Source organism: Paenibacillus periandrae (genome assembly GCF_022458865.1).
Lineage (GTDB): Bacteria > Bacillota > Bacilli > Paenibacillales > NBRC-103111 > Paenibacillus_S > Paenibacillus_S periandrae.
In genome coordinates this window covers 181834-205618 of record NZ_JAJNMU010000013.1, presented here as the reverse complement: position 1 = coordinate 205618, position 23785 = coordinate 181834, and the positions used below count along the sequence as shown (strand labels likewise).

Genomic DNA, 23785 nt, shown 5'->3' with positions numbered 1-23785 from the left:
AATAAGTTTTGTTCTATTGCCCTAATAAACATGCGTACGAGTAAGCTTGGGACAGAGACATGCTGTTATTGAAAGGAGGTAGTGCAAGTTTCTAAATGTATAAATTGTAGTAGCTGCCTGTTACCCTTTCAAAACATGACGAATGTAACTAAAATATCGTTTTGAGTTTTTTCTTAAACTGTTTCCTAATTTTATGTTGACGAATCAATAGGTGTTGTGGATCAATCTAAATATAACAAATAAGGAGTGTTAATATGAAAAAATTTGTCTTGTCCATATTGTCCGCACTTTTCCTTACAACTTCTATAATTACAGGTGGAGCAAGTGCTGCAAGTAATGATACAGGTAGGGATCAAGCACTTCAAACAGCAAATGCCTATTTTCAGGATATAATAAAATCAAGTGCAGATGGGCAGATGGGTATCCCTCTTAAGAGTTTTACAATCGTGGCAACTGATTCCTCTAATGAAGATGATATAAAGTTATCAGTTCAACTTACTTATGATGAATTTGGAACATTACCTGTCGCTCCTTATTCTGTTGTTAAAAAGGATGGTAAATATTCAGTGAAACACGATATCATTACCTTTAATAGTGATCCAAAATCTTCTGAATATGGAACAGTTAAAGTGGGGAATGCTGTAAATAATCAACAAAAAGCCGGAATGAGTATTAATTCAGATATCAGTGGGTCGTTCTATAGTAGTATAGTTAATGGAACACCTGCTGCTGGTTCTTATCTGACTACTTACTTTAGTGGACAGAGTTTCACAAATACTCAAACGAATATAACAATTAACGGTTGGCAAACAAAAAACTCTGGTACTGATATTATTTCATTGGCGTATGGAATAGCAGCAAAACTATCAGGCGGGAACTTTAACAATTTGTCTACGAGTTCATTTTTTGATGGCGATATTCCAAGTAGTGGTACTTGGCTCAGTGCGTACTTGTCAGGTGTAACCACCGGGAGTGATCGTTGTATTTTTGTAAGCAATCGCAGCTACTCTAGAGCTAACGTATCTGGAAATGCTTATCAATAATTTAAGTTAGGTTTATCAAAAATTAAAGAAGCCTGCTTGCAGGCTTCTTTAATCATTATCAATGTTTTTAAAAATAAGTATGGATATGTTACACTGCATTCAATACACATCAAAGTTGAAAGGTGGTTAGGATTGTGTTTAAAAATGGAACTTTTGCTTTCGTTTTGGTTGTTGTTTTGGTTGTTTCATGTATTGGAATTGGGATTGCAAGTGCTGCTAATAATTTCAAAGTAGTTTCTTTAGAAGAGGAAACTAGTAGAATGGTTCAGGAGGTTCAGAAAAACCCCGAAGGGGTCGCAAAAGAAATAGTCACAAATTATTTTACGGAAATAATGAAAAAGGGGGATTCAGAAGGTGTTCCCTTAGATAGCTTTAGAATTGTTAGTGTAGATAATTCCAATCTTAATGACATTAGTGTGTCTGTTATATTGAAATATCATGATTTAGATGAATGGCCCGCTATTGATTATTCTGTTGTGAGGATAAACGATCGATATCAAGTACAAAAACAAATCTGTGTGCATGATTCTGTAGTAAACTCACCAACTAAAGGCACTGTAAATTGCAGTGAAAATATATATTTCGGAAATGATGGTTCAGTAAGTATTACTAATTAAAATTTGATTGACGTTGAGCTCGTTATGAACCCTACTATGTAGACAAAAACCTTATAAGCCTTTTTCATTTTCTTGGTCGAAGATTACTTCGTAAGAAAAGGTTAAAGTGTTTAATAGGGTTTTTCTGTTTGCAAAGCCCCAAAGGCATTGACAAAAGTCTATATATGTCGGTGGACAACAGTATTGTATATCTCGCCAAAATTGAATAAAAGTAAAAAATATCCTATTAAAAACGTTAGATATTAGGTATATAAAACGTTATAAAGATGTAAGGGGTCTAAGGGGAGTGAATAAAATTATCCAAACCCATTTACAAGAGGTATTACCATTGTGTTAAGTCAGGTTTTTTGTAATTAAGTTTACCATATCATTATCGAGGAGGTATAAAATTGAAAATAGCGAAAGTAACAGTATTAGTTGTCTCCATATTTTCTTTATTCCACTCAATTTCTTATGCAGACTATTCAACAGCTCATATTCATAGTGGAAAAAATACTAACGGGGCCGCTCAACAGTATTGGGTCGATAGTTCAGTATCAGCATATGGTTTGGGGGCTACTGTAACAAATGCTGCAACACAATGGAGTGCAGTACCAAATTCAGCTGCTAATCTTTGGGAGATATCCAGCGAGTCTTTAGCTCAAATCAAGTTTTATGGAGTCTATAATGAACTTGGACCTGGTGTCTATGGATCAACTGGTTTCTTTAAATCAAATGGATCACAAATTGCCTATTCCGCTGTTAATAGTGGTACCAACTTTGATATCGCAAGAATAAGGTTAGATAATAAGAGTATGACGGACGACGCTTTTACTAGCTCCGAGAAATATCATAATACTGGGCACGAACTTGGTCATGCACTGAGCTTAAGTCATTTTGAAAATTCACCAGCACATGCGGGCACTCACTGGATGAAGAGTGGGCAAACATCCATGGTTTATCCGTCCTCGGTTGATGCTGATCATTTAGCCAATAAGTGGTAAAAAGAGGGAGGCTATACAATTGAAAAAAACGATTTGTTTTACTTTATCGGCTCTTATCTTAGTGTTTGGTTCGGTCTATTTTGTTGCTGATCAATCTATTAAAGAAGTTACTGCTTCCTCTTTCAATCATAAAATATATGATAGTGTTAACGATTTAACTAATGACTCTGAATTAGTTGTTGAAGTAACTACCACATCAAATTCAAAAGCAGTAGAACTTGTGAAGAATGGTTTTGATGATTCCTATACACTTACTGACGTGAAAATCAATAAAGTTTTTAAGGATTCCCAAAATACAGTAACTGGAAATGTATACAAGTCTATTCCGGTAATTGAAAGATTTATAGTTCGTGATGATGGATTAAAACCTGGTAAAACAAAGTTCATTGCAGATGAATATACGAGCCTACAGGCAGGACAAAAATATTTATTGTTTTTAGTTTGGTCTCCAGAACGTAAGGCTTATTGGATTAACGCTTTGAATCAAGGGAAATTCAATATCGATAACCAAGATTTAAAAGAGCTGAATTTGAAAAAAGTGACGAGGAATTTAAAAAATTAAAAAAAGATACTATCCAAAAATATATTGTAGAGAATTAAACAAATATAATTCTATATCTAGGGTCAGCCCCACTATCGATAAGCGGAAAATTTCAACTAATAGGAGGTAAATTAATTTGAAAGTAAGGTCATTTTCTTTAAGAGGATTGATCCTATTCATGGCTATGGTTGTACTGCTCCTACCCGTACATGTTTTTGCACAGGAACCATCGAACGTACATGTTCTGGCCAAAACTTCTGCACCACCGTCACTATTCACTCCGTTTACGGTATTCGATCCTGCATTCAGTTATCTTGAAAAGGGACAGGGATACATATCTTATAGCGGTAATCAAAAAGTTAGTATTTGGGGAGAAACCTATGGAACCGTAAGGGTTGACAAGATCAGTGTGCAGTTGACCTTGCAACGCTGGACGGGATCAGCATGGATTGATGTTTATTTAGGTACCAATCAGCAAGAGAGCAACGCAGCATATGCATATCAATCACTAAGCAATATATCGGTTTTATCTGGCTACTACTACCAGACAAAATCGTATCATGGGATTCTGCAAGGCTCAACTACTGAATCTGGATACCGCTATTCAGCCTCCTTTTTGGTACCATAACCCCTCGGCATTCGCCGGGGCAGCAAGGTTTCTCTCGTCCTACGAAAAAACCTCCCAATTTGCGGGAGGTTTTTTGTTCCTTAACTTGATATTACCCAACGAGACAAAGCTATTTTAATGCAACGATTCGGCAAACCGTAATATTTCGTTCTCCGTTAGTTTTCCGGAAATAGATACTTTTACATTGTCTTTAGTGAGCCACTCGAGTACGGTAAACCCTTCAGGAATAACTACAAGAATGGCTTGGTAGCCTTGAACGACTGCCTCCTTTATGGTGCCCGCATCTTTGGAAATATCACTTTTTATACTAGCCGATTGGGGTTCCACAAGCCGTTGGCTCACCTTGAAAATGCTTTTGGTTTCACTCAAATATTCCAGATAAACATTGTTGTATTGTCCGCTAGCATCCCGAAATATTCTCACCACATCCAAGTGAAAGCCTTTGGGAATATAGGTCGGGTTGAGAATAGGAAACGCTAGCTTTGCTGTTGCTTCTTCTAGCGTTGCATTTTCTGGAACGGAAGGTTCCGCTGTGCTTTCCACTGACGGAGGACGAGTCTTGGCACTAGAACGGTCTTGATCTTCGTTAGGATATTGAAAGAAGACCCGGACAACATGCTGTTCGACTTCTCTAAAAAGGGAAATAACGTTCGCATAAGTCACTGACACATCAATGTTGAGGCCAATATTAATGAGGAATGAAACAGCTACTATACCAGCTATTATTTTCATCCGGGTGAACCGCGCCTGCTTTTTGCGCCGTTTTTGCAATTGGTCATGAACCTTTCGCCATGATGAAGAAGCATCGGGAATGTCTACATCATTATAAAAGTCCTGCACAGCCTTTTTGATTAAAAGGTCTTGATCTTTTTCTTGTTCAATCATCACGATCAACCCATTTTCCTGAAAAATGTTGAAGCAACTTTTTCCGAGCCCTTGCCAAACGCTGGGTAAATACCGATTCGGTCATGTGGAGTTCTTTGCAGATTTCTTTATATGATTTCCCTTCCATATAGAAAAGTAACAACAAGGTGCGATAGTCGGGTTTGAGTTCATTAAGAGCTTGATAGAGCGTGGCATCTCTCATTTTAATTTCTACTTCTTTGGCTACGCTTATTTCATCCAAAACGGTTTCACTTATACTAACGTAAGAACCGTTCAACATCTGACGGTCTCTTTTCATTTTTCTTAACCAGTCTATTGCTGTATTGCGTGTGACTTGTTTAATCCAGCCAGGAATGTTGGCGTCAGACCGGAGCTTTGGGCCTTGCGATACCGCTTTTAAAAAGGACTCTTGGATAATGTCTTCGGTTATCGAATGATCACGAAGCATAAAATAGGTGTCACGATACACGAATTGATAAAAGGAACGATACACCAGTTCTTGAGTGGTGGTATCCAGGTCATCAATTGAGCTTCGCAACAGATAGAACCACTGTTCCATGAGACTCCTCCGATGATTTGTTATAAAGCATAGCAGAAGCGGGGAATAGGTGTGCCATAATGTCAGAAGGACGAACCGCCTCTGCGGTATGGATGATTTCTCTAACATCGGATGATGGTCCGGTAGAGTGTTCTATAATTATACTATAAAAACATGAAATGGGGAATTTTGTAAATATCATTGCTGTGCAAACGTTAAAAACCATGCCGCTCGACAGGTTGTTCACAGAGCTGGAACGATTGTACCGTCTAGCGCGGGGTTGGAGTTATAAAAAAGGTGCCAGATGGCACCTTTTCTCTTACTTCATAAATATTCCGTAGTCTGGGATAGCCTGCTTGGTTTCACCGTAATCCGAATAAATACTACCTATTGTTTCTGGCTAGGGGTCATGCTCTCTTGCTGCCCAGCGTCTTCACCTTCCGAAGCCACTTTTCCCTTGTTTCCTCAGACGTTGTTTTTACCATTCCCATTTCGGTAATGGCTACAGGATGGATGCCGCAAAATTGCAGGATAGAGCGCTTCATGATATGATGACCTGCTCTTCTTATGAACAGACGGTAATACCAGAGCGGGGAATCCATAGTGACGATAAGACGAGCGGATTTCCCTTTCATCAGCTTCTCGACCATCACAGAATCTGGCTTGGATTTGAAAGCAAAGCCAGGTAAAAACACCCGGTCAATGAAGCCTTTCAGGATTGCTGGCATCGTGCCCCACCAGTTCGGATATACAAATACGAGATGATCAGCCCAGTGGAGCGTCTCCTGAGCAGCTAGCAGATCAGGCTCCAGCTCGGTCCGTTGATGGTAGCCATATTTCAAATTGGGGTCAAAGCTGATCTGGGCGAGATTGAGGATGCGAACGTCTGCGCCGCTGCTGACAGCACCTTTCGTGTAAGCTTGTGCTAAGGCATTGCAATAGCTTTCGGGATAGGGGTGGCCAATGATAACTGCAATATTATTTTTCAAAATAATTCCTCCTCGTTTGTATGTGGATACACGAGACCAGCCGCATCGCTCCACTTTGCAGGATGTCCGTGATAAGATAGCTATGGTGTAATGATAAGCTCGGATGACGTAATTACCCATGATGAAATACGCAAAGATATTGATCTTTTATGCAAAGGAGTAGTGGGCTGGATGAATACACAGGGTGTTTCTGTATCTCTTCTGTTTCCGATCATGAAGTCACTGGCTTTAGGCGGGTATGATTGGGACGCCTTTTGCACCTATGCAGAAATCGATGCGAGTCTGTTGTTGAGGGAGGAGGCGCGTATTGAGCAAGAGGAATTTGAGCGAATGGTGAAGGCGGCTGCCCGATATACGGGAGATGACCTATTTGGACTGCATCAGGGCCAGCGCATGGGGATTTCCGACTTAGGCGTGCTTGGTTATGTCATGCTGCATTCCAAGACCTTGGGTCAAGCGCTGTCGGCCTATCAAAAATATAACTTTATCGTCTGCAGCGGGTTCAATGCTGATATCGACATTGAAGGGGAGGATGTCGTGATTTCGCTATTCCTCAACAATTCTCCAGAAGTGCCAAGCCGTCACTGCATTGAGGATATGACGGTATCCTTTTACCAGATACTGCTCGGATTAAGCTGCAGAGTGATCCCGATTAGAGCGGTTCAATTCATGCACGGCCCACCAGCTGTGATGGATGAGTATGAGGCTGTTTTGGGGGTTGTCCCTCAATTTCATCAGCAAGCAAATACACTGCGGCTCAGTAAAGAGGTGCTGGATTATCCGGTAATAGGCTCGGATGCGCGGCTGCTGGGGGTTTTTAAAGCGATGGCGGAGGAGGTTAGGGTTAAGCTAACTGTGGGCTCCGACCTAAAAGTTAGGCTGAGCAGGTGGATCATTGAGTGCATGCCTTCCCATTTTCCGACCCTGCAGGAGGCTGCCAAGGAAATGCATATGAGTGTAAGAACGCTGCAGTCCCGGTTGAAAGCGGAGGGAACCTCGTATAATCGCTTGGCAAATGAAATCCGCAAAGAGCTCGCTATCCGTTACTTGGCCCAGCATGAATATTCAATTGCAGAGATTGCCTATCTACTGCATTTCTCCGAGCCGAGTGCGTTTCAGACAACCTTCCGTAAATGGACGAATGTGGCGCCCGGGGAATACCGGCAGCGTGCTTAAGTCGTGCTGCGGGAAGCTGCTGAGTGCCTGCTCAAGGCATCACCATAGTTTTCCAAGGTGCCTCCGATTGATAACCCCTTATTTTCCACATGTCGTTATTTTTCACAAGGATAAGATGATCTTCATACGGTTGGTCCGTATTATTTGAATTCCCACCATCCCGAACGCAATAGTTTGTATTCCTTAATACCACCATACAAAATCCCCTGATGATCACTGTGAGTACCAGCAAAACAGATAATCACATTCTCACAAGCATCCCTCAATCCTGTGAAGATTAACTACATAATCGTTGAATCGTTAAAAAAAATGTATGATTACCAATCGTAATTCGAATTCAATGATTTTACAATAGAACCTATAGTGCATAGAGGTAATAACGTGCAGGAGAGGTGTCTAATACATGGATAAGGATTTACGAATTATTGATGTCGATGTGCATAATGACCTGAAGAGCCCGCAGGAGCTTGTACCCTACCTACCTGAACCATGGAGAACCCGGGTAGCTGCATCGGGAATCGGCATGCCAGGTCACGGTTATATGTCCCCTGTTGGAGTCGTACGCAAGGACTGTATGCCACCTTCTGGCGGCCCATCAGCTTCTGATCCCGATTTTCTCGTTCAAGATCTGATGCAGCAGTTCAACATGGAATATGTTATTTTAACAGGCAATATGACCAATATTTCAACGATGCACGATCCTGATTATGCGGCCGCTATCGCTTCGGCCTACAACGATCACATTATTGCCGATTGGTTATCGAAGAATGATGCCTTTCGGGGTTCGATTACCGTAGCGCCGCAGGATCCGCTTCTGGCTGCCAGGGAGATCGACCGTCTGGCCGGGCATCCAAGCATGGTGCAGGTGCTGATGGGCAGTGCCCAGCGCGCGCCGCTCGGTCAGCGCCAATTTCATCCGATCTATGAGGCTGCTTCACGGCATGGTCTCCCGGTTGCGATTCATCCAGGCGGCGAAGGAGCGGGGGGGACTCCGCCTCCAACTCCAGCCGGTTACCCTACACGTTATCTCGAATGGCATACCTGCTTGTCGCAAAATTATATGGCGCATTTGGTCAGCCTGGTCTGCGAAGGTGTGTTCGAGAAATTCCCTAATTTAAAATTCGTCATGCTGGAGGGCGGAGTTGCGTGGCTGCCGCATTTGATGTGGCGTCTGGATAAAAATTATAAAGGGCTGCGTTCCTCCGTGCCTTGGCTGAAGCGAATGCCGAGTGCCTATATCCGCGATCATTGTATGTTCTCAACCCAACCCATTGAGGAGCCTCAAGACCCGCAGGAATTGATTTCCATCTTCGATATGATCGATGCCGAGAACATCCTGATGTTCTCAAGCGATTATCCGCACTGGGACAATGACATGCCGACAGAAATATTGAAACGGCTAAGTCCTGAAGCGCGGATGAAAATATTTAACACCAACGCCAAAACGTTATATAAAATCTAGCAGGAGGGATTTAACTCATATGGCGATCCACTATGTGGCTCAAGCAGATGAAATAGAAGAGGGCAAAAGTAAGATTGTAGATGTCGAAGGTCGGTCAATCGGTATATACCGTGTCGGAGAGGCGTATTATGCACTGCATAACCGTTGTCCGCATGAAGGGGCGCCGCTGTGTAAAGGGCCTGTCTGCGGGACTACGCTGCCCTCGAATGTGTATGAATATGAATTTGGACGCAAGGGAGAGCTGGTACGCTGTCCTTGGCACGGCTGGGAGTTCGACATCAAAACAGGCAAATCGGTTTTCGATGAAAAGGTGCGCACAAGAAGCTATAAAGTCCAAGTCGATGAAGGCAAAATAGGCATTATCTTATAAAACCGGGGGAGCGATTGCATTGAGTTTGGAATCTCCAGATTATTATCCGGCGCGGATCATAAACGCGCCGGACAGATTATTGCCTGAAGGCAAAAGGCTGCCTCACGGATGGTCAGCCGTCCCTGTTGTTAATGAGCCGCTGCAGCTGGAATGGTCAGAAGCCGGAAGCGGTATAGCGCGCAAGCTCCCGGCACCATCCAGGTTTCGTATCACGGTTGCTCTGGATTACAGAGACGCCAGGCTTATAGAAGTATTTTTGCCGGAAACGGGCTTAGTATTAGGCCATATTGATATTCGTTACGCCTATGTATTTCAACCCTTTGAGCTTGCGCTTACTGCCGATCAGACAGAAGCCGTACTGCGTCAGGGTATTGGTATCAGGGTGGATGAGGGAGAATGGCCGTTGTGGATTTTTGATGCGCTGGAGGGCGACATCTCGCGCCAATTGTATGCTCCGCATCTTTTGATTGGCGACGATCAACAGCCCATGAAGCATTATTTGGATAGTGTAGCATCGCTCTCATCCCTGCAGCCCTTCGGCTGGCTTGAAGGCTGTGTGCTGGACGGCATTTATGCGATGCGCAACGTACTGGGCGCGCAGCGTATTGATCAAGTGATCGAGGCTCATCTTGGACAATTTCTGGATAGCGAAGGCAATTTGCATTACGAGGATCTTCACGGCAGGAAGGCAGACGGCTCATTTACAACGATCGAAGCCACATTGCCCTTGGCGGTCATTGTTAAGGTATGGCCAAATCATCGGATTGTCACAGAGGCGCTGGAATTCTGGAGCTCGAGAGGCACGGATACAGCTGCCGGAGGACTCGTCATCGACGGTGACGCGGTGACTGCGGAAGGGGCTTACACTGTGGCCTATCCGCTGGCGGCTATTGCATCAAGGCTGAACCGGCAGGATCTTGCAGAGCAGGCTATACAGCAGCTCCTGCTGCGTCGTGATTGCTTGGCTGATGGCAATCACATTTATTTAAGATATTTTCAGCAATCACAAACCCATACATTCCGCAGCTGGTCGCGCGCATTTGCGTGGTACATGCTGGGCATGACCCAAACATGGATTGAACTGAAGTCGTCTCGTTATGCCTCTCTGCCGGGTGTAAGCGAAATCGTAGAAGAGCTTCGCCGCGTCACCCAAGCAGCACTTTCCTGGCGGCAGCCGCAAGGGCTGTGGACCTGCTTCCTGGATGAGCCGGAAACGGGTATTGAGACATCCGGTTCGGCTGGAATTGCGGCAGCGATTGCCCTTTGTGCCAAGTATGGCCTGCTGCCACAGGCGTATGCGGTCGCGGCAGCTGAGAGCCTAAGCGTGCTGGCAACCTATTTGACACCGGACGGTATTCTGTCGGGTGTGGCCCAGCATAACGCCGGAGGCCTGGAATTGCAGCGCGGCGGTTACCGTGTACTATCACAAATGGGGATGGGCTTGATGGCGCAGCTGTATGCGGCGGTTCATTCTGATGGATCAAGAGGACAGTGATCATCCACTGCCCTTTTTTTATTTTGCCCAAGGTATTTGTACGTGCTGCATTCCTCTTAGGTAGAATTGGGGCTGGACAGCTACCGTGTTATAATTAAGCTAGCGGAGTCACCTGCATGATTTCATTTTGTGGAATGAGAGGGAGGGCGACTATGGACAAGCTGGAGGAATTACAGAGCAGTGCTCTCACGCCGTCTTTTTCGGAGGGTGCTATCCGGACAGCTACGCTCGGTATGGGCTGCTTTTGGAGTCCTGAGGCCTTGTTTGGCCATTTACCAGGAGTTATTCGAACGCGTGTGGGATATGCAGGAGGTACTGCCAAAGCTCCTGTTTACCGTCAGATGGGGGATCATACCGAAACGATTCAAATTGATTTTGATTCGGAGAAAATCACATTTGAGGAGATCCTCGATGTGTTCTGGAACAACCACAATCCGTTCAATATTAACGATTACAAGGGAAACCAGTATAGGTCGCTGCTGTTGTATGCCGACGAGCTGCAGGAAGAGGCGATACAGCGCGTCATCAGGACACGGAAGGCGCTCGGAAAGGGGGAGCCGGCAACCGAGATAGCTCCTTACTCCCGATTTTATCTCGCAGAGGACAAGCATCAAAAATATTATCTGAAAAGATTTCCGAATGCGATTGAAAAGCTGAGTATTCTGTACACCACTCAGGAGGAGCTGAACAATAGCACTCTGACAGCTCGCTTGAACGGATTGGCTAAAGGATATACCAACATGGAACACATCAAGAATGAAATTCGTCAGTGGCCGACAAGCCCGAGCAGCCAAAAGTTGATGATCGATCATATCTCCCAAATTCGCTGGTAAGCCTTTGCCATTGTTACTGCTTGGCATAGGCGTCCGGCGTTTTGCCAATGATCGCTTTGAAATCCTTGATAAAATGCGATTGGTCGTGATAGCCGAGATCAGCCGATAGCTTCAACCTGTCATAGTTTCTATCGTGATCAATGGTTTCGGCAGCATTTTGCAGTCGGTAGAGCTTGATCACCCATTTGGGGCTGATGCCGACGTATTGATCGAATATGCGCTGAAGCTGTCTTTTGTTGATGTCGAAGCTTGCACAAATATCGTCTACTTTCGTAATTTCCTTTTCCTCCACAATTCGGTCTATGATCCGATTAATGAGGGCGACCGTTTCGTCTTTTTCCGGCAGCTTGGGCTTAATAAAGCTTTCTGCCAGTTCTACCATGCTGCCAGCATCGGTTTGGGACAGAATGGCATCCTCTACAGCAAGGGTCTCTACATCAAAAACGCTGGAAATATCCAGGGGCTGGCTAGCTAATTCGGAAACGGACCTCTTAATGAATGGATAAAATCCCCCCGGCTTGAACTTTACACCAAACACAGCTCCTTTACCTTCCAACAGCTTGGAATATTTATACTTGGCCGCTCCGTAGATGCCTGTATGGTTTTTTTGAATGACCAGATTCACACAAGGATTCGGTATGACATCCTGCCAATAAGGCTCCAGCCCTGTTAAATCCCAGCTTACGATCCAATAATGCTTGACGAATAAACCAATCTCCCCGGAGGGAGCATAACGGGTAAGCCGAAATTTATCCTCGCCTTCATTTATGTTCAAGATGCCCATACTGGGCTGAGGGATATTAGCGTTCACATGAATCACTCCTTGTTCTCTTGTCGCGTTTTTACGATACTTGGATTCCGGTATGAATTATAATTATAGTAGCACAGACAGGTATGGTTAGACGAACCCGCAGACCCAGCCAAAGACATTCAAATTGATGAAGGAGTGATACCATGGAACTCAAGTATGAGTTTTATATCGATGCACAGCCTGAAAAAGTCTGGAATACTTTATTTTCACCGGAGGGAACACGTAAAATTTTTTATGGATGCGTGATCAGATCCACCTTCCAGGAGGGTGATCGTTATGAATACGTGGGGCCAGGCAACGATGGTGATGAGACCGTTCATGTGTATGGCAGCATTCTGAAACATGAGCTTTATAAAGAGCTGAGCTGTACCGAGCATCCAGGGCCTTCCTATAGAGCTAATCATGCGGAGCTTGAAACCCGTGTGACCTTTACGTTAGAGAAGGTAGGCAATTGTACAAAGCTGACATTGATCAATGACCAGTGGTCAGACAATCATCCCTCCTACACAGATACGGAAAAGCATTGGTGGATGATCCTGAGCAATGTCAAGACATTGGCGGAAACCGGAAAGACATTAGATTTTGGATGGTAAAAAATTCCTGATTTTTTATAGGTATTACAAAAGGGACGTCCTGATGGACGTTCTTTTTTGTTGCAGCGGAAACGGAACAATATGGGGTATAGCCATTCATCCACAAAGTTATCCACAATGCTCACAGCCAACATCTATTTATTGTATATAAGTTCGCTAACTCGTATGCACATATCCACAGACAGAGATATACACAGGCAGTTTTACTAAACGTGAATAGAGCGGATTTACAACGTAACAATGTTATGTTATATTGTTCTTGAATGGAGGGATTCCCATGGAAGAAGAATTGATATCCAAAAAAGAACTATTAGAGCTAACCGGGATATCCTATGGTCAATTATACCGATGGAAACGTAAAAATCTTGTTCCTGAGGAGTGGTTTATTCGTAAATCGGCATTTACCGGGCAAGAAACATTTTTTCCGAAGCGAAGGATGTTAGATCGCATGGATAAAATCCTGAATATGAAGGAGGATTTATCATTAGATGAGCTGGCGAATATGTTTTCCCCGGTGCCTACAGATCTTTCTTTAAGCAAAACCGATCTAATAGAACGAAACATTGTTTCTTTGATTGCAATTGAATATGCTGAACCGTATATTGGCCGCTCGGATGCATATAGATTTGAACAAATCCTGTCGCTTTTTTTGCTGGATCGTTGCTTGCAATCGGGAGAGCTGAATTTGGATGAGGGGAAGATTTTGCTGCAAACTTTTGGTGAACACTATACGAAGTTTGAAGGTAAAAATTGTGACTTGATGTTTATTCGCAAAATGGGAGTTTCCGCTTGTCTTCTAGTTGCTGCGGGAAGTGAAATTTACTTTGAAAATGGCGTGAAAATCATTCTTCGGGACAATATAGCCAAACGTATTGAAGAGTTAAAGCTCACACTAGGAACGATGTAAAGGAGGCAGGGATCAATGGATACAGCAAGCAAACGTAACCTGATTCTGTCAGGCATAGGTTCTTCCAATGGAGGGACTGTCCGATTAGCCAAAATTGATGGAATCGGCAAGGTGAATGGGGATGTGAGCTGCTCTGATTTTATGGTCAACGGAAAAGCAGACGTCCATGGAAGTGTGCAGTCGTCCAAGGCTGAAATTAACGGAACTGCGCTTGTGGAGGGCAGCCTTCATTCAGAGCGAATTCGAATTCAAGGCAAGCTGACTGTGCAGGGGAACCTGATAGGTGATCATCTTCAATTGAATGGCATGCTTTGCGTTAACGGTGGCTGTGAATCGGAAACATTTGATGCCAACGGAAGGCTGCAGATGGGTACGCTCAATGCAGGGAATATTCAAATCACGCTGCAAGGCCAGAGTCACATCGCGGAAATTGGCGGCGAGCACATCAAGATCCGCAAACAGCCTGGAATCGATTATACCAAGTGGCTGAAACTGCTCCCCATTCCTGTCGGCAACAAACTGACCGTTCAAACTATCGAAGGGGACACTGTATATGTCGAGTATACAACGGCCAAGGCAGTTAGAGGAACTGATGTAGTTATCGGTCCGGGCTGTGAGATTGGCTTGGTTGAATACAAAGGAAAATTTCAACAGGATAAAGGGTCCAAGGTAGAAAGATTAGAGCAATTGTAATTCATGTTAATGAATGGAGGCAATCCCATGGCTACTTCTATAAATGATAAGTTAAAAGTAAAAAATCTATTGATTACAGGCAGCTCTTCCACAACAGGCGGCTTGTATGACAGGGTCTCTATCGTAGGTGAAGGTGCGATTGACGGTGATCTGGAGTGTGCGCGGCTCAAATGTATAGGCACAATGGACATCGAAGGCAGCTTGAAATCCGGAGCAGTCAATGTGGTGGGAACCTGCACCTTATCCGGCAACCTCGATGCGGACAGCATGAAGGTGTCCGGAACCGCAGCCATTGGCGGGGCGGTCAGATTGAAAGAGCTGCGTTGCTCAGGAACCATTGAAACGGCAGGAAATCTGTTCAGTGAACAGCTGCTGCTAAAAGGTGAAATGAAAACGGATGGTGATTGCGAAGCCGAAGTATTCAATGCCCACGGGATGTTTCATATAGGAGGCTTGCTGAATGCCGGCACACTGGACATCAAGCTGCATGGGGATTGCAAAGCCCGGGAAATCGGTGGCGAGCGAATACGGGTCACCCGAGTCAGCACGTTTAATCCCTTCAGTTTCTTTTTTAAGCCATCACCCCAAGCCTTGCTCACCGCTGACGTTATTGAAGGCGATCATGTTCACTTAATGAATACACAAGCCAACGTGGTTCGTGGAAATCACGTGATCATCGGATCGGGCTGCGAAATTGGGCTTATCGAATACAAGGGTCATTTTGAGCAGCAAAAGGGTGCTGTCGTACACGAGAACCGTAAAGTATAATCATTGTATATTGGCCGGCGATGGGCGAACAGGATAAGGGCATGAGGCTTGGGTTACTTCAAAAAGCTTTTGGCCAGACTTTCCGTTTGCATGTCTCTGGTCATTTGTTCATAATTAGGGATGATTTCGATCCGGTAGTCCTCATCTGGCTTATGCGCAACGAACAGGAGCTGGTCTGCATTCTCGATATGCACATCGTGACCGCTTGCCTTCAGACATTGCTCGTAATCCTCAAGCGTAGGCTCCTGATTGCCTTCCAGGTATAGCAAGCCTCGACCCAATCGGGTTGCATCATGATGAATGACTTTAAAATGGATAATGCGCTCTTGTTTCATATAGGGCAAGCTCCTTCTATGTGCGGGAATATGTAGAATTGTATACCAGTTTGAGTGCTGAGAGCAGTGATAAATGTTACAGACAAATGGATTCGACAACGTGGGATGAACATCGGTATTTGGATGCTTGCCATGCAGTTGATTATCGGTACGCCGACTGTCAAACTATCTGCTGAAACAGTGGGCTTGGACACTTAAAATATGTAGATAACTCGCACAATCTTTTCATATTTATAGCTTGCGATTCATATGTCGAATATGTCATAATTGAACCATTACATTATAAACATACGCTATATTTGGGAGCAATGTGCACAGTGGGCCAATTACACTATATTTATCACAAGTACAAACAGTTTGATCTCATTTATATCCTCCCACTTGCCCTACTGTCCTTATGGGTAAGATTACGGTATTTCTTTTATCTCTTATCCTCTGGCAAAGGCTTTCCTCAATCGGACGACACCCAATGGTACTTGGATTATGCTTACTCCTTAATGGAGCATTTTAAAGTTGGACTCGATATGAACGACATTTTGTATTTAGGATACAATGTCCTGCTAACGGTCATGCTCGCTATATTTAGAGACCCTGTTGCCGTCATATTCATACAAGTGGTCGCTGCCGCATTAAGTGTGATTCTGGTCTATAAGATCTCACAGATGATATTCAATCGGACAACGGCGATCATCGCTTCTCTTTTTTATGCATATTCGTGGGACATTACCTTATGGTCTGTGTATATATTGACGGACAGCTTTTTCATCAGCCTAATGCTTCTCTCGATTTATTCCTTATTAAAGTTTTATGAATCACATAAGAACGTTTACAAAATTATTTTTATCGTAACAGCCGTATATATGCTTATATTCAGACCGGCAGGGATTATTACGGTAAGCTTTATTATGATCTATGTGCTTATTAACCTGAACAAGCAAACCATAATGGGCTTTGTCAGAAAATACGGATTGACTCTTGGAAGTCTTGTGCTTGCAGGTATTCTAATAGCCATGATTGTGTTTGCCAGTAATAAATTGGACCCGCTCGTGGCTTCGCTGCAATTTAACGCCAAGAAGGTTTTATATAATATTTATGCAACCGGATGGCTTTTTGACAGAGCTTCGCCATTTGATCATAAATATAAGCCGAACTACACCATAGATATCGGGAACAGCCTCATTATCAGCTTTATTTACCATAACTGGGACAATATTATGATTCTATATGGAAAAAGAACGCTGGCTTTGATGGGCAGATGGGTATTTTATGTAGACTTGACTCATATCAGAGGTATTGTAAAATTCGCCTGGAATGCATTCCCTGTCTTCATGTTCTTGACCGGACTGGTCTACACCATTCGAAATGGCTTGTCCAGAAAGGCATCTATCCTGTGGCTCACCATTCTGGCTTCGTGCGTATTTTGCGTTATTTTCTTCATTGACGGCATGTATAGATATAGAGCCCCTGGGTTGCCATTTGTAGCGATTGTGGCAGCTTATGGCGGGGATAGGATCATCAAGGGAGCCATTATGATTACCAAAAAATATGCGGGGAAGTTGTTATGGAACAAGCAAAAATACTCATTGTAGTTCCAGCTTATAATGAACAAAACAACATCTTGAGGGTAATCTGGGATATCAGAAAGACGCTTCCTTCTGCTGATATCCTGGTCGTGAATGACTGCTCTCTCGATAGCACCTCTATCAATGCTCGCAAAGCCGAGGGTGTCAAAGTTGTGGATCTTCCTTATAATCTGGGTATTGGCGGGGCTGTGCAGACCGGGTTCAAATATGCCTTAACCCATGGCTATGATTATATGGTGCAAATCGATGGGGATGGACAGCATCTTCCGTCAGAGGTAGTCAAGCTGTTCGATACCATGGTGTCGAATAGCTGTGATATGGTGATCGGTTCACGATTTCTAGATATTCAATCCTTTCGGACCACCTGGTTACGGAGAATGGGTATCAAAGTATTTTATCTCATATTCAGAATGCTGATACACGCCAAGATTACGGATGGTACGTCGGGATTTCGGATGTACAATCGAAATGGCATCGCGCTCATGGCCAAATATTATCCTGATGATTATCCCGAGCCGGATGCGATTATTCTGCTCAAAAAGCATGGTCTTCGCATAGCCGAGGTCGGTGTTGAAATGAAGGAGCGAGAGCATGGCGTTTCCTCCATATCTATGATCAAAAGTCCTTATTATATGACTAAGGTCATTGTGTCGATCTTTTTCTCCTATATCAGGACAAGGTGGTGAAAAGGCTACGGGGGGTGGGAATTTGTACAGCGTTCAATTGATGGGTGTTGCTTTCAGTCTGATTATGATAATTTCAGTGTTTTTGATGGTGAGAGCTCGGATGATCAGAGAAAAGTATTCACTGGTCTGGTTTCTTATAGGGTTGTTTACGCTAGTGATGTCGGTATTCAAAGATTTGATGGACTGGTTCTCTGCGCTGATAGGCGTAGACTATGCGCCGTCGGCCTTTTTTGCCATCTTGATCGCTTCAGCCTATTTGCTGCTATTGAATATGAGTGTCAGCATTTCCGGTATGAAGATGCACAACAAAACGCTTACACAGGAACTAGGATTAACCAAGCTCAGGCTCGAGGAGCTTGAGAAGAGAATGAACGGCGGGGAATCACAATCAAATATTTAATTCTTTTTGCAAGCTTAAGCATGACGGTAGCAGCCAGTACATTGCTCAAAATCGGCAGCAGATCCGTTAACTTTGAAGGCTCGCTGTGGGCGATTTTGTTCGGTTATATGACAACACCTTTGATTGTAGCTGGTTTTGCTTTGTATGCAATAGGCGCTTTTCTGTGGATCTATTGCCTGAATCAATTTGATTTGAGCTATGTAACCTTCGTATCGAGTGTACAATATATACTGTTTGTCGCTGTAGCGATATGGGTGTTCAACGAACAGATCAGCATGATGAAATGGACAGGCTGCGGGTTTATTTTGATTGGTGTATTTTTTTGGGTGAAAGGATAGGCTTGGATGTTCAGATGTGTTGCATATACCGAAGCAATGAAGGAAGAATGGGATCGGTTTGCGTTAGCTAAGGGCACGATATTCCATACCATTGCATTGAGACAAGTCTTGATCCAATCTTTTGGATATACCTGCGGCTATCATGCGATTCTGGATGGAGATAACCGGATTTGTGCCATCATCCCTTTGATCATCGGCCGTAATCTTGGCTGGAAGAAAGCCGGTGTATCGCTGCCTTTTGTCAATTACACCGATATTGCCTGTGATAGCGAAGAAGCATTTCAATATGCTGTGAATGCGATTATTGAGTTAAAAGCGAAGTACAAGCTTGACTATGTCGATCTGCGATTAAAGGATCAAAGCTTAGACAGCCCAGACTGGAGCTTGAATCTGCATAACCATACCTTTGTGCTGCCGCTGTGTGAGGATGAGGATAAGGTATTGTCACTTTCCAATGCAAGCAATCGCAACCATGTACGCAAAGTGTATAAGAATAATTGGTTTTCGGTTTCGTTTGATCAAAAGCACATTGATGATTTTCATAAGGTGTATGTTAGGAGAATGAAACAGCTCGGTTCTCCGGCACAGGATATCCGATTTTTCAAATATTTTTTCGAATATTTACCTGAGCATGCACATCTGTTAACCGTACTTGATAATGAATCCGGCAGGGTTGTAGGCGGCATGCTGCTGTTAACGAGTCCGGGAAATGGCAAGCTGTACTATCCATATGGAGCGAACTTATCCGAATATAATAACAAATACCTCAATAATTTTATGTACTGGGAGGCCGTGCGCTTCGGCATCAGGAACGGTCTGCAGCAGCTCGATTTGGGCAGATCCCAGACAGGCTCTGGAACCTACAAGTACAAGCAGCAATGGGGAGCGCAGCCAGAGCAGCTGAAATACTTGCTTTATGATGGAGGCGGCAAAGCAGCAGGACCTCCAGATAAGCAAAGCCTCAGCTTTTTCGTAGAGATGTGGAAGGTAACGCCTGCTTTCATTACCGACGCGGTCGGCAGGAAATTGATTAAATATTTGTTGCCTTAAAGTTTTGCGTAGCAAAACTGGCTTCGAAAGCATGAACTTAAAGTTTTGCGTAGGAAAGCTATATACTAATTGTTTATTTAATCGGAGGATATCAGACAATGAGCAATTCCAATTGGAAGCAGTACTTTGATAAGAAAGCCGAAACACATGGAGCTTCTGTCAAATCTTCCGACTATTTCAATGAAGAAAGCTTTTTCATGCAGAGAGACAATACCTTGCGCTGGCTTGGTGAATTAAAGGGAAAGACCGTATTGGATGCGGGCTGCGGCGTAGGTGCTTTTAGTGAGCCTTTGGTCGCTAACAATACCGTGTATGGTGTTGACTTTTCAGTAAAAAGTCTTGAATTCGCGGCGGGCAGAGGTCTGATCACGATGTCGGAGGATTTGACGGCACTTCCTTTTGAAAAGGGCAAGTTTGATGTGGTTTTATGCATTGGCGTTATCCAACTGATCGAACAATATGTGTCCGTCATTAAAGAGCTGGCCAGAGTGACCAAGCCAGGCGGAACGCTTCTCATAGAAACCTTGAACCGAGGCTCGATACAGCGTAAGCTGTTAAAGCTGTTCGAACGCAGCAATAAATTTGACCGTATGTATGCGATGGACGAGCTGAAGAACGTATTTATCCAGCATGGCTTTGAGCAGATTGAATTTATGAAAATCTACCATCCTTTCAAATTTGTTACCAAGAGCAGCGGACAAGGGGCTTTGTCAGGTACGTTCTGCACTTCGTTTGCGATAAAAGGGAGAAAGAAAAGTGACTAAGCACAAGCAACATGCGACCAATATGCTCACCTTCGATATTGAGGAATGGTTTCATGCCAATTACGATAGTATTGCAGCGCCTGACAGAAGCAGAGGCTCGAATTTCAGGGCACACATGGATACGCTGCTGCGAATATGCCGGGAAACGGACTGCAAGGCGACTTTTTTTGTATTAGGCTGCATTGGTGAGGATTATCCGGATGTGGTCAAAGCGATAGCGCGTGAAGGACATGATGTGGCATCACATGGTTATGCGCATGAGCTGGCCTACAAACAGACGATTGATGAATTCAGGGACGACGTGAAAAAGTCGGTTGACATCCTGGAAAATTTGACGGGTACGAAGGTTCTTGGCTATCGGGCTCCCTCATGGTCTATTGTGGAAGGTAATTTGCATTATCTGGAAGTGCTCGAAGAAATGGGCATGAAATATGATGCCAGTATTTTTCCTGTAAAAACCTTTCTTTATGGGATTCCAACAGCACCTACCGAGATTCATAAGCCGCGGGTGAACGGCAGGGAAATTGATTTGTATGAGGTTCCAATGTCAGTCATGAAGCTGGGCGGTAAAAATATCGGGTACTCGGGCGGTTTTTATTTCCGATTTTTCCCAAGGCTTCTGATTAAAAATGCAATTCGTTCCGCAAATCGTCGTGGTCACAGCTCGATTGTTTATTTGCACCCGAGAGAAATTGATGCTCATGAGCAGAAGCTGGACCTGCCGTTCAAGGAAAATTTTATCCACTATTACAGTGTAGGCCGAACCCAGAATAAGCTGGAGGATATATTGAGGAGCTTTAACTTTACGTCTATTTCCGAGCATCTCAAGAGCAATTATAAGTTGGATGTCTAAGCTTGACTCAAGGCGGTGTAGGAGGATCAGGTTCTGCTGTGCAGGATTTCCCGGATAATCGTCGAATTTTTGGAGATGGGAATCTTCAAGATACATGCAGGGAGAGAAGCACATGCAGCCAAATCGACACTCGTACGTGAGATTGTTTTCTGGTGAGTTCACGATCCTTCAGGAAGCTAGAAACGATTTAATAGAACCACCAGCAAGCCAAGAGGCCTTGATGCAGAGATACTCACTGTTAATTGACCACTATGACAAGCTGCTCAGAACGGCATTGAAGCTGTCCCGGATTAGCGATATTCAAGGGCAAAGTCTGACGAATCAAAATCACAGGCTGAAGCAGCAATCCGAAACGGATTATTTGACGGGCCTGTACAACGTACGTAAGCTGGGTGAATGCATACCGGCATGGATATCCAAAGGGCTTCCTTTTGTACTGCTGCTGCTGGATATCGATTATTTCAAAAGTATTAATGATACCTACGGCCATTTATCGGGGGACGAGGTACTGAAATCGGTTGCCAACATTTTGACTGAACAGACAGGACCTGATGATTTTGTATGCCGCAGCGGCGGTGAGGAATTTTCCATTTTACTGAAAAATACTGGGCTGCTGCAGGCAGAAAGCATCGCACAAAATATTCGTCAAAAGGTCGCAGAGAACCGCTTTTGGCTGCTGGCTGGTGAATCGGTAGGCATTACGGTATCCATTGGTGTGGTTGAATATGCACCTGGTATGAGCAGTGAGGATTTACTGGTATGTGCGGATGACGCTTTGTATTTGTCGAAGGAGCTGGGTCGTAACAAGGTCAGCCTGTTTCCGCCGCTTTCCGATAAAAGACATTTATGATCATAAATAATGCAAAAAAATTCCATCATGTACAGAGCACGAATCGGTTGCGATTAGTGCTCTTTTTTAAAAATTTCAAGTTCATTTGTGTTTAATAAAGTTCATTTGAGTTCGATAACGTGTATTTGATGTTAATTTTCTGAATGTATTGTCTTGAAAACGCTAGTAAAGCAGAGTATATTTTTAGATACATGATAAGAGATCGACAGATAAAACAGGTAGGTAAAGAGAGGGTGGCAAATATGACTGATATATGGACCAGAGTCAATCAGGTCGCAGCACAATTGGGTGAAGAAGGAGTTAAAGCTGAGGATCAATATCCCATTATTGTACAATCAGGTGCTCTTAATCAGGTAGCAGGCTTCTTATTCGATCAATCCTATCAGAGGGTTTCAATAGTCGCTGATGCCAATACGTACGAAATCGCTGGGAAAGCGTTGGAGAAGTCCTTGGCAGACAAAGGCATCTCCACCAGGTTGACGATAATTCAACCTAACGAACAAGGCGATGTAATCGCCGATGAGGTTTCCTTGATTCAACTCATTATGGATTTGCAGCAGTATTCGGCACAGGTCGTGGTGGCTGCAGGATCAGGGACACTGCATGATATTTCGCGATATTCGGCGTATACGGCAGGTATTCCTTTTATATCGGTACCGACGGCACCTTCCGTGGACGGCTTTAATTCCAAGGGGGCGCCGATTATTATTCGAGGTGAAAAGAAAACGATTGCGGCTATCGGACCGGATGCGATATTTGCCGATCTGGATATTTTAGTGAAAGCACCTTCAGCGATGGTGGCCGCGGGTTTTGGCGATATGCTCGGTAAGTACACCTCGTTATTCGATTGGAAGTTCGGCAGTCTTGTAGCCGGTGAACCTTATTCACCACTTGTAGCGGCTTTAACCCGTAATGCTCTCCAAAAATGTGTGGATCATCTGGACAGTATTGCCGAGCGTGGCGAAGAAGGGATTCGAACCTTAATCGAGGCGCTGATTGAATCCGGCATTGCGATGATGATCTTAGGTCAATCTCATCCGGCTTCAGGAGCCGAGCATCATCTTTCCCATTATTGGGAAATGGAGTACATTCGACTTGGCAAGCGGCAGCTGCTGCATGGGGCCAAGGTAGGTGTAGCTTGTGTGCAAATCGCTACTTTGTATCATCAGCTGGCGGAGAGTGGCGTATCCCCGAAACTAGCATCCATGGAGCCAAAGGCAGCTGCTGATGAATCGACCACAGCTCGACAATCAGCGATAATTAACCATTGGCCGGAAATTCAAGAGGAAATTGGACGAATTCCGCAGGGCCATGCGCTGCGTGAGATGCTTCTCAAGTTGGGTGGTCCCACGACGCCGGAACAGCTTGGAGTAGGCTCCGAGCTGTTAGCGAGAAGTCTGCAAGAGGCTCACCACATAAGACTGAATCGGTTTACATTACTCAGAGCGTATAATGAAATTTTGCGCGACCCTTCGGTAACCTCTAAATAAAATAATGCAGGGCATCCAAGAAATAAAGGGTCAGCCGCTTTGCTGAAGCTGATTAGTTCGCAAATGCCTGACCCTGCGCAGGAAGACAGTTCTTGTAAATGGAG

General features: G+C 44.1%; 29 protein-coding genes. 24 read left to right on the top strand and 5 right to left on the bottom strand.

Going from position 1 to position 23785, the window contains the following annotated elements; genetic code table 11:
* Window positions 1–254 precede the first annotated feature (254 nt).
* The 5 genes from LRL21_RS22715 (at window position 255) to LRL21_RS22695 (ending at window position 3812) form a co-directional block, all read left to right on the top strand.
* Window positions 255–1043, top strand: coding sequence for a hypothetical protein (locus LRL21_RS22715; RefSeq protein ID WP_240418068.1), 789 nt, complete (start codon window positions 255–257; stop codon window positions 1041–1043).
* A gap of 134 nt (window positions 1044–1177) precedes the next feature.
* Complete coding sequence (locus LRL21_RS22710; RefSeq protein ID WP_240418067.1) at window positions 1178–1660, top strand: hypothetical protein; 483 nt, start codon at window positions 1178–1180, stop codon at window positions 1658–1660.
* Between the two features lie 389 nt (window positions 1661–2049).
* Window positions 2050–2643, top strand: coding sequence for a hypothetical protein (locus tag LRL21_RS22705; RefSeq protein WP_240418066.1), 594 nt, complete (start codon window positions 2050–2052; stop codon window positions 2641–2643).
* 19 nt (window positions 2644–2662) lie between these two features.
* Window positions 2663–3205 carry a hypothetical protein gene (locus LRL21_RS22700; RefSeq protein WP_240418065.1) on the top strand — a complete coding sequence of 181 codons (543 nt, stop codon included), beginning with the start codon at window positions 2663–2665 and terminating at the stop codon, window positions 3203–3205.
* A 115-nt stretch (window positions 3206–3320) separates the two neighbouring features.
* The gene (locus tag LRL21_RS22695) at window positions 3321–3812 is read left to right on the top strand and encodes a hypothetical protein (protein WP_240418064.1); all 492 of its coding nucleotides are present in this window, start codon (window positions 3321–3323) and stop codon (window positions 3810–3812) included.
* Window positions 3813–3926: 114 nt separating this feature from the next.
* On the opposite strand, the gene LRL21_RS22690 is transcribed toward LRL21_RS22695, so the two are convergent.
* From LRL21_RS22690 to LRL21_RS22680, 3 genes are all read right to left on the bottom strand, one after another.
* Window positions 3927–4697 carry a DUF4367 domain-containing protein gene (locus tag LRL21_RS22690; protein ID WP_240418063.1) on the bottom strand — a complete coding sequence of 257 codons (771 nt, stop codon included), beginning with the start codon at window positions 4695–4697 and terminating at the stop codon, window positions 3927–3929.
* A complete protein-coding gene (locus LRL21_RS22685; RefSeq protein WP_240418062.1) occupies window positions 4690–5256 on the bottom strand; it encodes an RNA polymerase sigma factor in 567 nt (188 codons plus the stop codon). The genes LRL21_RS22690 and LRL21_RS22685 overlap by 8 nt, the downstream gene beginning before the upstream one ends.
* A 386-nt stretch (window positions 5257–5642) precedes the next feature.
* Window positions 5643–6224 (bottom strand): NAD(P)H-dependent oxidoreductase, encoded by a 582-nt coding sequence (locus LRL21_RS22680; RefSeq protein WP_240418061.1) that lies wholly within the window; start codon window positions 6222–6224, stop codon window positions 5643–5645.
* Window positions 6225–6395: 171 nt separating this feature from the next.
* Here LRL21_RS22680 and LRL21_RS22675 point away from each other — a divergent pair, with 171 nt between their 5' ends.
* The 5 genes from LRL21_RS22675 (at window position 6396) to msrA (ending at window position 11560) form a co-directional block, all read left to right on the top strand.
* Window positions 6396–7400, top strand: a complete 1005-nt coding sequence (locus tag LRL21_RS22675) for an AraC family transcriptional regulator (RefSeq protein WP_240418060.1) — start codon at window positions 6396–6398, stop codon at window positions 7398–7400.
* 403 nt (window positions 7401–7803) lie between these two features.
* Entirely contained in the window at window positions 7804–8862 is a 1059-nt protein-coding gene (locus LRL21_RS22670) for an amidohydrolase family protein (RefSeq protein ID WP_240418059.1), read from the top strand.
* Between the two features lie 19 nt (window positions 8863–8881).
* Complete coding sequence (locus LRL21_RS22665; RefSeq protein WP_240418058.1) at window positions 8882–9232, top strand: Rieske (2Fe-2S) protein; 351 nt, start codon at window positions 8882–8884, stop codon at window positions 9230–9232.
* Between the two features lie 19 nt (window positions 9233–9251).
* Window positions 9252–10727, top strand: a complete 1476-nt coding sequence (locus LRL21_RS22660) for a glycoside hydrolase family 88 protein (RefSeq protein WP_240418057.1) — start codon at window positions 9252–9254, stop codon at window positions 10725–10727.
* 152 nt (window positions 10728–10879) lie between these two features.
* Window positions 10880–11560, top strand: a complete 681-nt coding sequence (gene msrA, locus LRL21_RS22655) for a peptide-methionine (S)-S-oxide reductase MsrA (protein ID WP_240418056.1) — start codon at window positions 10880–10882, stop codon at window positions 11558–11560.
* A 13-nt stretch (window positions 11561–11573) separates the two neighbouring features.
* On the opposite strand, the gene LRL21_RS22650 is transcribed toward msrA, so the two are convergent.
* Window positions 11574–12371, bottom strand: coding sequence for a DUF6597 domain-containing transcriptional factor (locus tag LRL21_RS22650; protein WP_240418055.1), 798 nt, complete (start codon window positions 12369–12371; stop codon window positions 11574–11576).
* 143 nt (window positions 12372–12514) lie between these two features.
* Between LRL21_RS22650 and LRL21_RS22645 the strand changes: the two genes are divergently transcribed.
* From LRL21_RS22645 to LRL21_RS22630, 4 genes are all read left to right on the top strand, one after another.
* Window positions 12515–12964 (top strand): SRPBCC domain-containing protein, encoded by a 450-nt coding sequence (locus LRL21_RS22645; RefSeq protein ID WP_240418054.1) that lies wholly within the window; start codon window positions 12515–12517, stop codon window positions 12962–12964.
* A gap of 277 nt (window positions 12965–13241) precedes the next feature.
* Window positions 13242–13871 carry a YhbD family protein gene (locus LRL21_RS22640; RefSeq protein WP_240418053.1) on the top strand — a complete coding sequence of 210 codons (630 nt, stop codon included), beginning with the start codon at window positions 13242–13244 and terminating at the stop codon, window positions 13869–13871.
* Between the two features lie 15 nt (window positions 13872–13886).
* Window positions 13887–14564 (top strand): polymer-forming cytoskeletal protein, encoded by a 678-nt coding sequence (locus LRL21_RS22635; RefSeq protein ID WP_240418052.1) that lies wholly within the window; start codon window positions 13887–13889, stop codon window positions 14562–14564.
* A gap of 27 nt (window positions 14565–14591) precedes the next feature.
* Window positions 14592–15332 carry a hypothetical protein gene (locus LRL21_RS22630; RefSeq protein WP_240418051.1) on the top strand — a complete coding sequence of 247 codons (741 nt, stop codon included), beginning with the start codon at window positions 14592–14594 and terminating at the stop codon, window positions 15330–15332.
* A gap of 53 nt (window positions 15333–15385) precedes the next feature.
* On the opposite strand, the gene LRL21_RS22625 is transcribed toward LRL21_RS22630, so the two are convergent.
* Entirely contained in the window at window positions 15386–15667 is a 282-nt protein-coding gene (locus LRL21_RS22625) for a hypothetical protein (RefSeq protein WP_240418050.1), read from the bottom strand.
* A 66-nt stretch (window positions 15668–15733) separates the two neighbouring features.
* Here LRL21_RS22625 and LRL21_RS45750 point away from each other — a divergent pair, with 66 nt between their 5' ends.
* The 10 genes from LRL21_RS45750 to LRL21_RS22580 all read left to right on the top strand — a co-directional run bounded on the left by LRL21_RS45750 (window position 15734) and on the right by LRL21_RS22580 (window position 23681).
* Window positions 15734–15865 (top strand): hypothetical protein, encoded by a 132-nt coding sequence (locus LRL21_RS45750; RefSeq protein WP_275900848.1) that lies wholly within the window; start codon window positions 15734–15736, stop codon window positions 15863–15865.
* 299 nt (window positions 15866–16164) lie between these two features.
* Window positions 16165–17256 carry a glycosyltransferase family 39 protein gene (locus LRL21_RS22620; protein WP_240418049.1) on the top strand — a complete coding sequence of 364 codons (1092 nt, stop codon included), beginning with the start codon at window positions 16165–16167 and terminating at the stop codon, window positions 17254–17256.
* Window positions 17229–17936 (top strand): glycosyltransferase family 2 protein, encoded by a 708-nt coding sequence (locus tag LRL21_RS22615; RefSeq protein ID WP_240418048.1) that lies wholly within the window; start codon window positions 17229–17231, stop codon window positions 17934–17936. The genes LRL21_RS22620 and LRL21_RS22615 overlap by 28 nt, the downstream gene beginning before the upstream one ends.
* Before the next feature lie 22 nt (window positions 17937–17958).
* A complete protein-coding gene (locus LRL21_RS22610) occupies window positions 17959–18336 on the top strand; it encodes a DUF2304 domain-containing protein (protein WP_076230450.1) in 378 nt (125 codons plus the stop codon).
* A 20-nt stretch (window positions 18337–18356) separates the two neighbouring features.
* Entirely contained in the window at window positions 18357–18674 is a 318-nt protein-coding gene (locus LRL21_RS22605; protein ID WP_076230449.1) for a hypothetical protein, read from the top strand.
* Window positions 18675–18680: 6 nt separating this feature from the next.
* Window positions 18681–19724, top strand: coding sequence for a GNAT family N-acetyltransferase (locus tag LRL21_RS22600; protein ID WP_240418047.1), 1044 nt, complete (start codon window positions 18681–18683; stop codon window positions 19722–19724).
* A gap of 98 nt (window positions 19725–19822) precedes the next feature.
* Window positions 19823–20488 carry a class I SAM-dependent methyltransferase gene (locus tag LRL21_RS22595; protein ID WP_240418046.1) on the top strand — a complete coding sequence of 222 codons (666 nt, stop codon included), beginning with the start codon at window positions 19823–19825 and terminating at the stop codon, window positions 20486–20488.
* Complete coding sequence (locus tag LRL21_RS22590) at window positions 20481–21341, top strand: polysaccharide deacetylase family protein (protein ID WP_240418045.1); 861 nt, start codon at window positions 20481–20483, stop codon at window positions 21339–21341. The genes LRL21_RS22595 and LRL21_RS22590 overlap by 8 nt, the downstream gene beginning before the upstream one ends.
* A gap of 112 nt (window positions 21342–21453) precedes the next feature.
* On the top strand, window positions 21454–22191 hold the full coding sequence (locus tag LRL21_RS22585) for a GGDEF domain-containing protein (protein WP_240418044.1): 738 nt from the start codon (window positions 21454–21456) through the stop codon (window positions 22189–22191).
* A gap of 242 nt (window positions 22192–22433) precedes the next feature.
* Window positions 22434–23681 carry a sn-glycerol-1-phosphate dehydrogenase gene (locus LRL21_RS22580; protein WP_240418043.1) on the top strand — a complete coding sequence of 416 codons (1248 nt, stop codon included), beginning with the start codon at window positions 22434–22436 and terminating at the stop codon, window positions 23679–23681.
* The last annotated feature ends 104 nt before the right edge of the window (window positions 23682–23785 follow it).

Bases quoted from the DNA above. Each gene is read 5' to 3' on its own strand.
- LRL21_RS22715 (WP_240418068.1), top strand. From the start codon at position 255: ATGAAAAAATTTGTCTTGTCCATATTGTCCGCACTTTTCCTTACAACT.
- LRL21_RS22690 (WP_240418063.1), bottom strand. From the start codon at position 4,697: ATGATTGAACAAGAAAAAGATCAAGACCTTTTAATCAAAAAGGCTGTG.
- LRL21_RS22685 (WP_240418062.1), bottom strand. From the start codon at position 5,256: ATGGAACAGTGGTTCTATCTGTTGCGAAGCTCAATTGATGACCTGGAT.
- LRL21_RS22675 (WP_240418060.1), top strand. From the start codon at position 6,396: ATGAATACACAGGGTGTTTCTGTATCTCTTCTGTTTCCGATCATGAAG.
- LRL21_RS22670 (WP_240418059.1), top strand. From the start codon at position 7,804: ATGGATAAGGATTTACGAATTATTGATGTCGATGTGCATAATGACCTG.
- LRL21_RS22665 (WP_240418058.1), top strand. From the start codon at position 8,882: ATGGCGATCCACTATGTGGCTCAAGCAGATGAAATAGAAGAGGGCAAA.
- msrA (WP_240418056.1), top strand. From the start codon at position 10,880: ATGGACAAGCTGGAGGAATTACAGAGCAGTGCTCTCACGCCGTCTTTT.
- LRL21_RS22645 (WP_240418054.1), top strand. From the start codon at position 12,515: ATGGAACTCAAGTATGAGTTTTATATCGATGCACAGCCTGAAAAAGTC.
- LRL21_RS22640 (WP_240418053.1), top strand. From the start codon at position 13,242: ATGGAAGAAGAATTGATATCCAAAAAAGAACTATTAGAGCTAACCGGG.
- LRL21_RS22635 (WP_240418052.1), top strand. From the start codon at position 13,887: ATGGATACAGCAAGCAAACGTAACCTGATTCTGTCAGGCATAGGTTCT.
- LRL21_RS22630 (WP_240418051.1), top strand. From the start codon at position 14,592: ATGGCTACTTCTATAAATGATAAGTTAAAAGTAAAAAATCTATTGATT.
- LRL21_RS22625 (WP_240418050.1), bottom strand. From the start codon at position 15,667: ATGAAACAAGAGCGCATTATCCATTTTAAAGTCATTCATCATGATGCA.
- LRL21_RS22620 (WP_240418049.1), top strand. From the start codon at position 16,165: ATGGAGCATTTTAAAGTTGGACTCGATATGAACGACATTTTGTATTTA.
- LRL21_RS22615 (WP_240418048.1), top strand. From the start codon at position 17,229: ATGGAACAAGCAAAAATACTCATTGTAGTTCCAGCTTATAATGAACAA.
- LRL21_RS22605 (WP_076230449.1), top strand. From the start codon at position 18,357: ATGACGGTAGCAGCCAGTACATTGCTCAAAATCGGCAGCAGATCCGTT.
- LRL21_RS22600 (WP_240418047.1), top strand. From the start codon at position 18,681: ATGTTCAGATGTGTTGCATATACCGAAGCAATGAAGGAAGAATGGGAT.
- LRL21_RS22595 (WP_240418046.1), top strand. From the start codon at position 19,823: ATGAGCAATTCCAATTGGAAGCAGTACTTTGATAAGAAAGCCGAAACA.
- LRL21_RS22585 (WP_240418044.1), top strand. From the start codon at position 21,454: ATGCAGCCAAATCGACACTCGTACGTGAGATTGTTTTCTGGTGAGTTC.
- LRL21_RS22580 (WP_240418043.1), top strand. From the start codon at position 22,434: ATGACTGATATATGGACCAGAGTCAATCAGGTCGCAGCACAATTGGGT.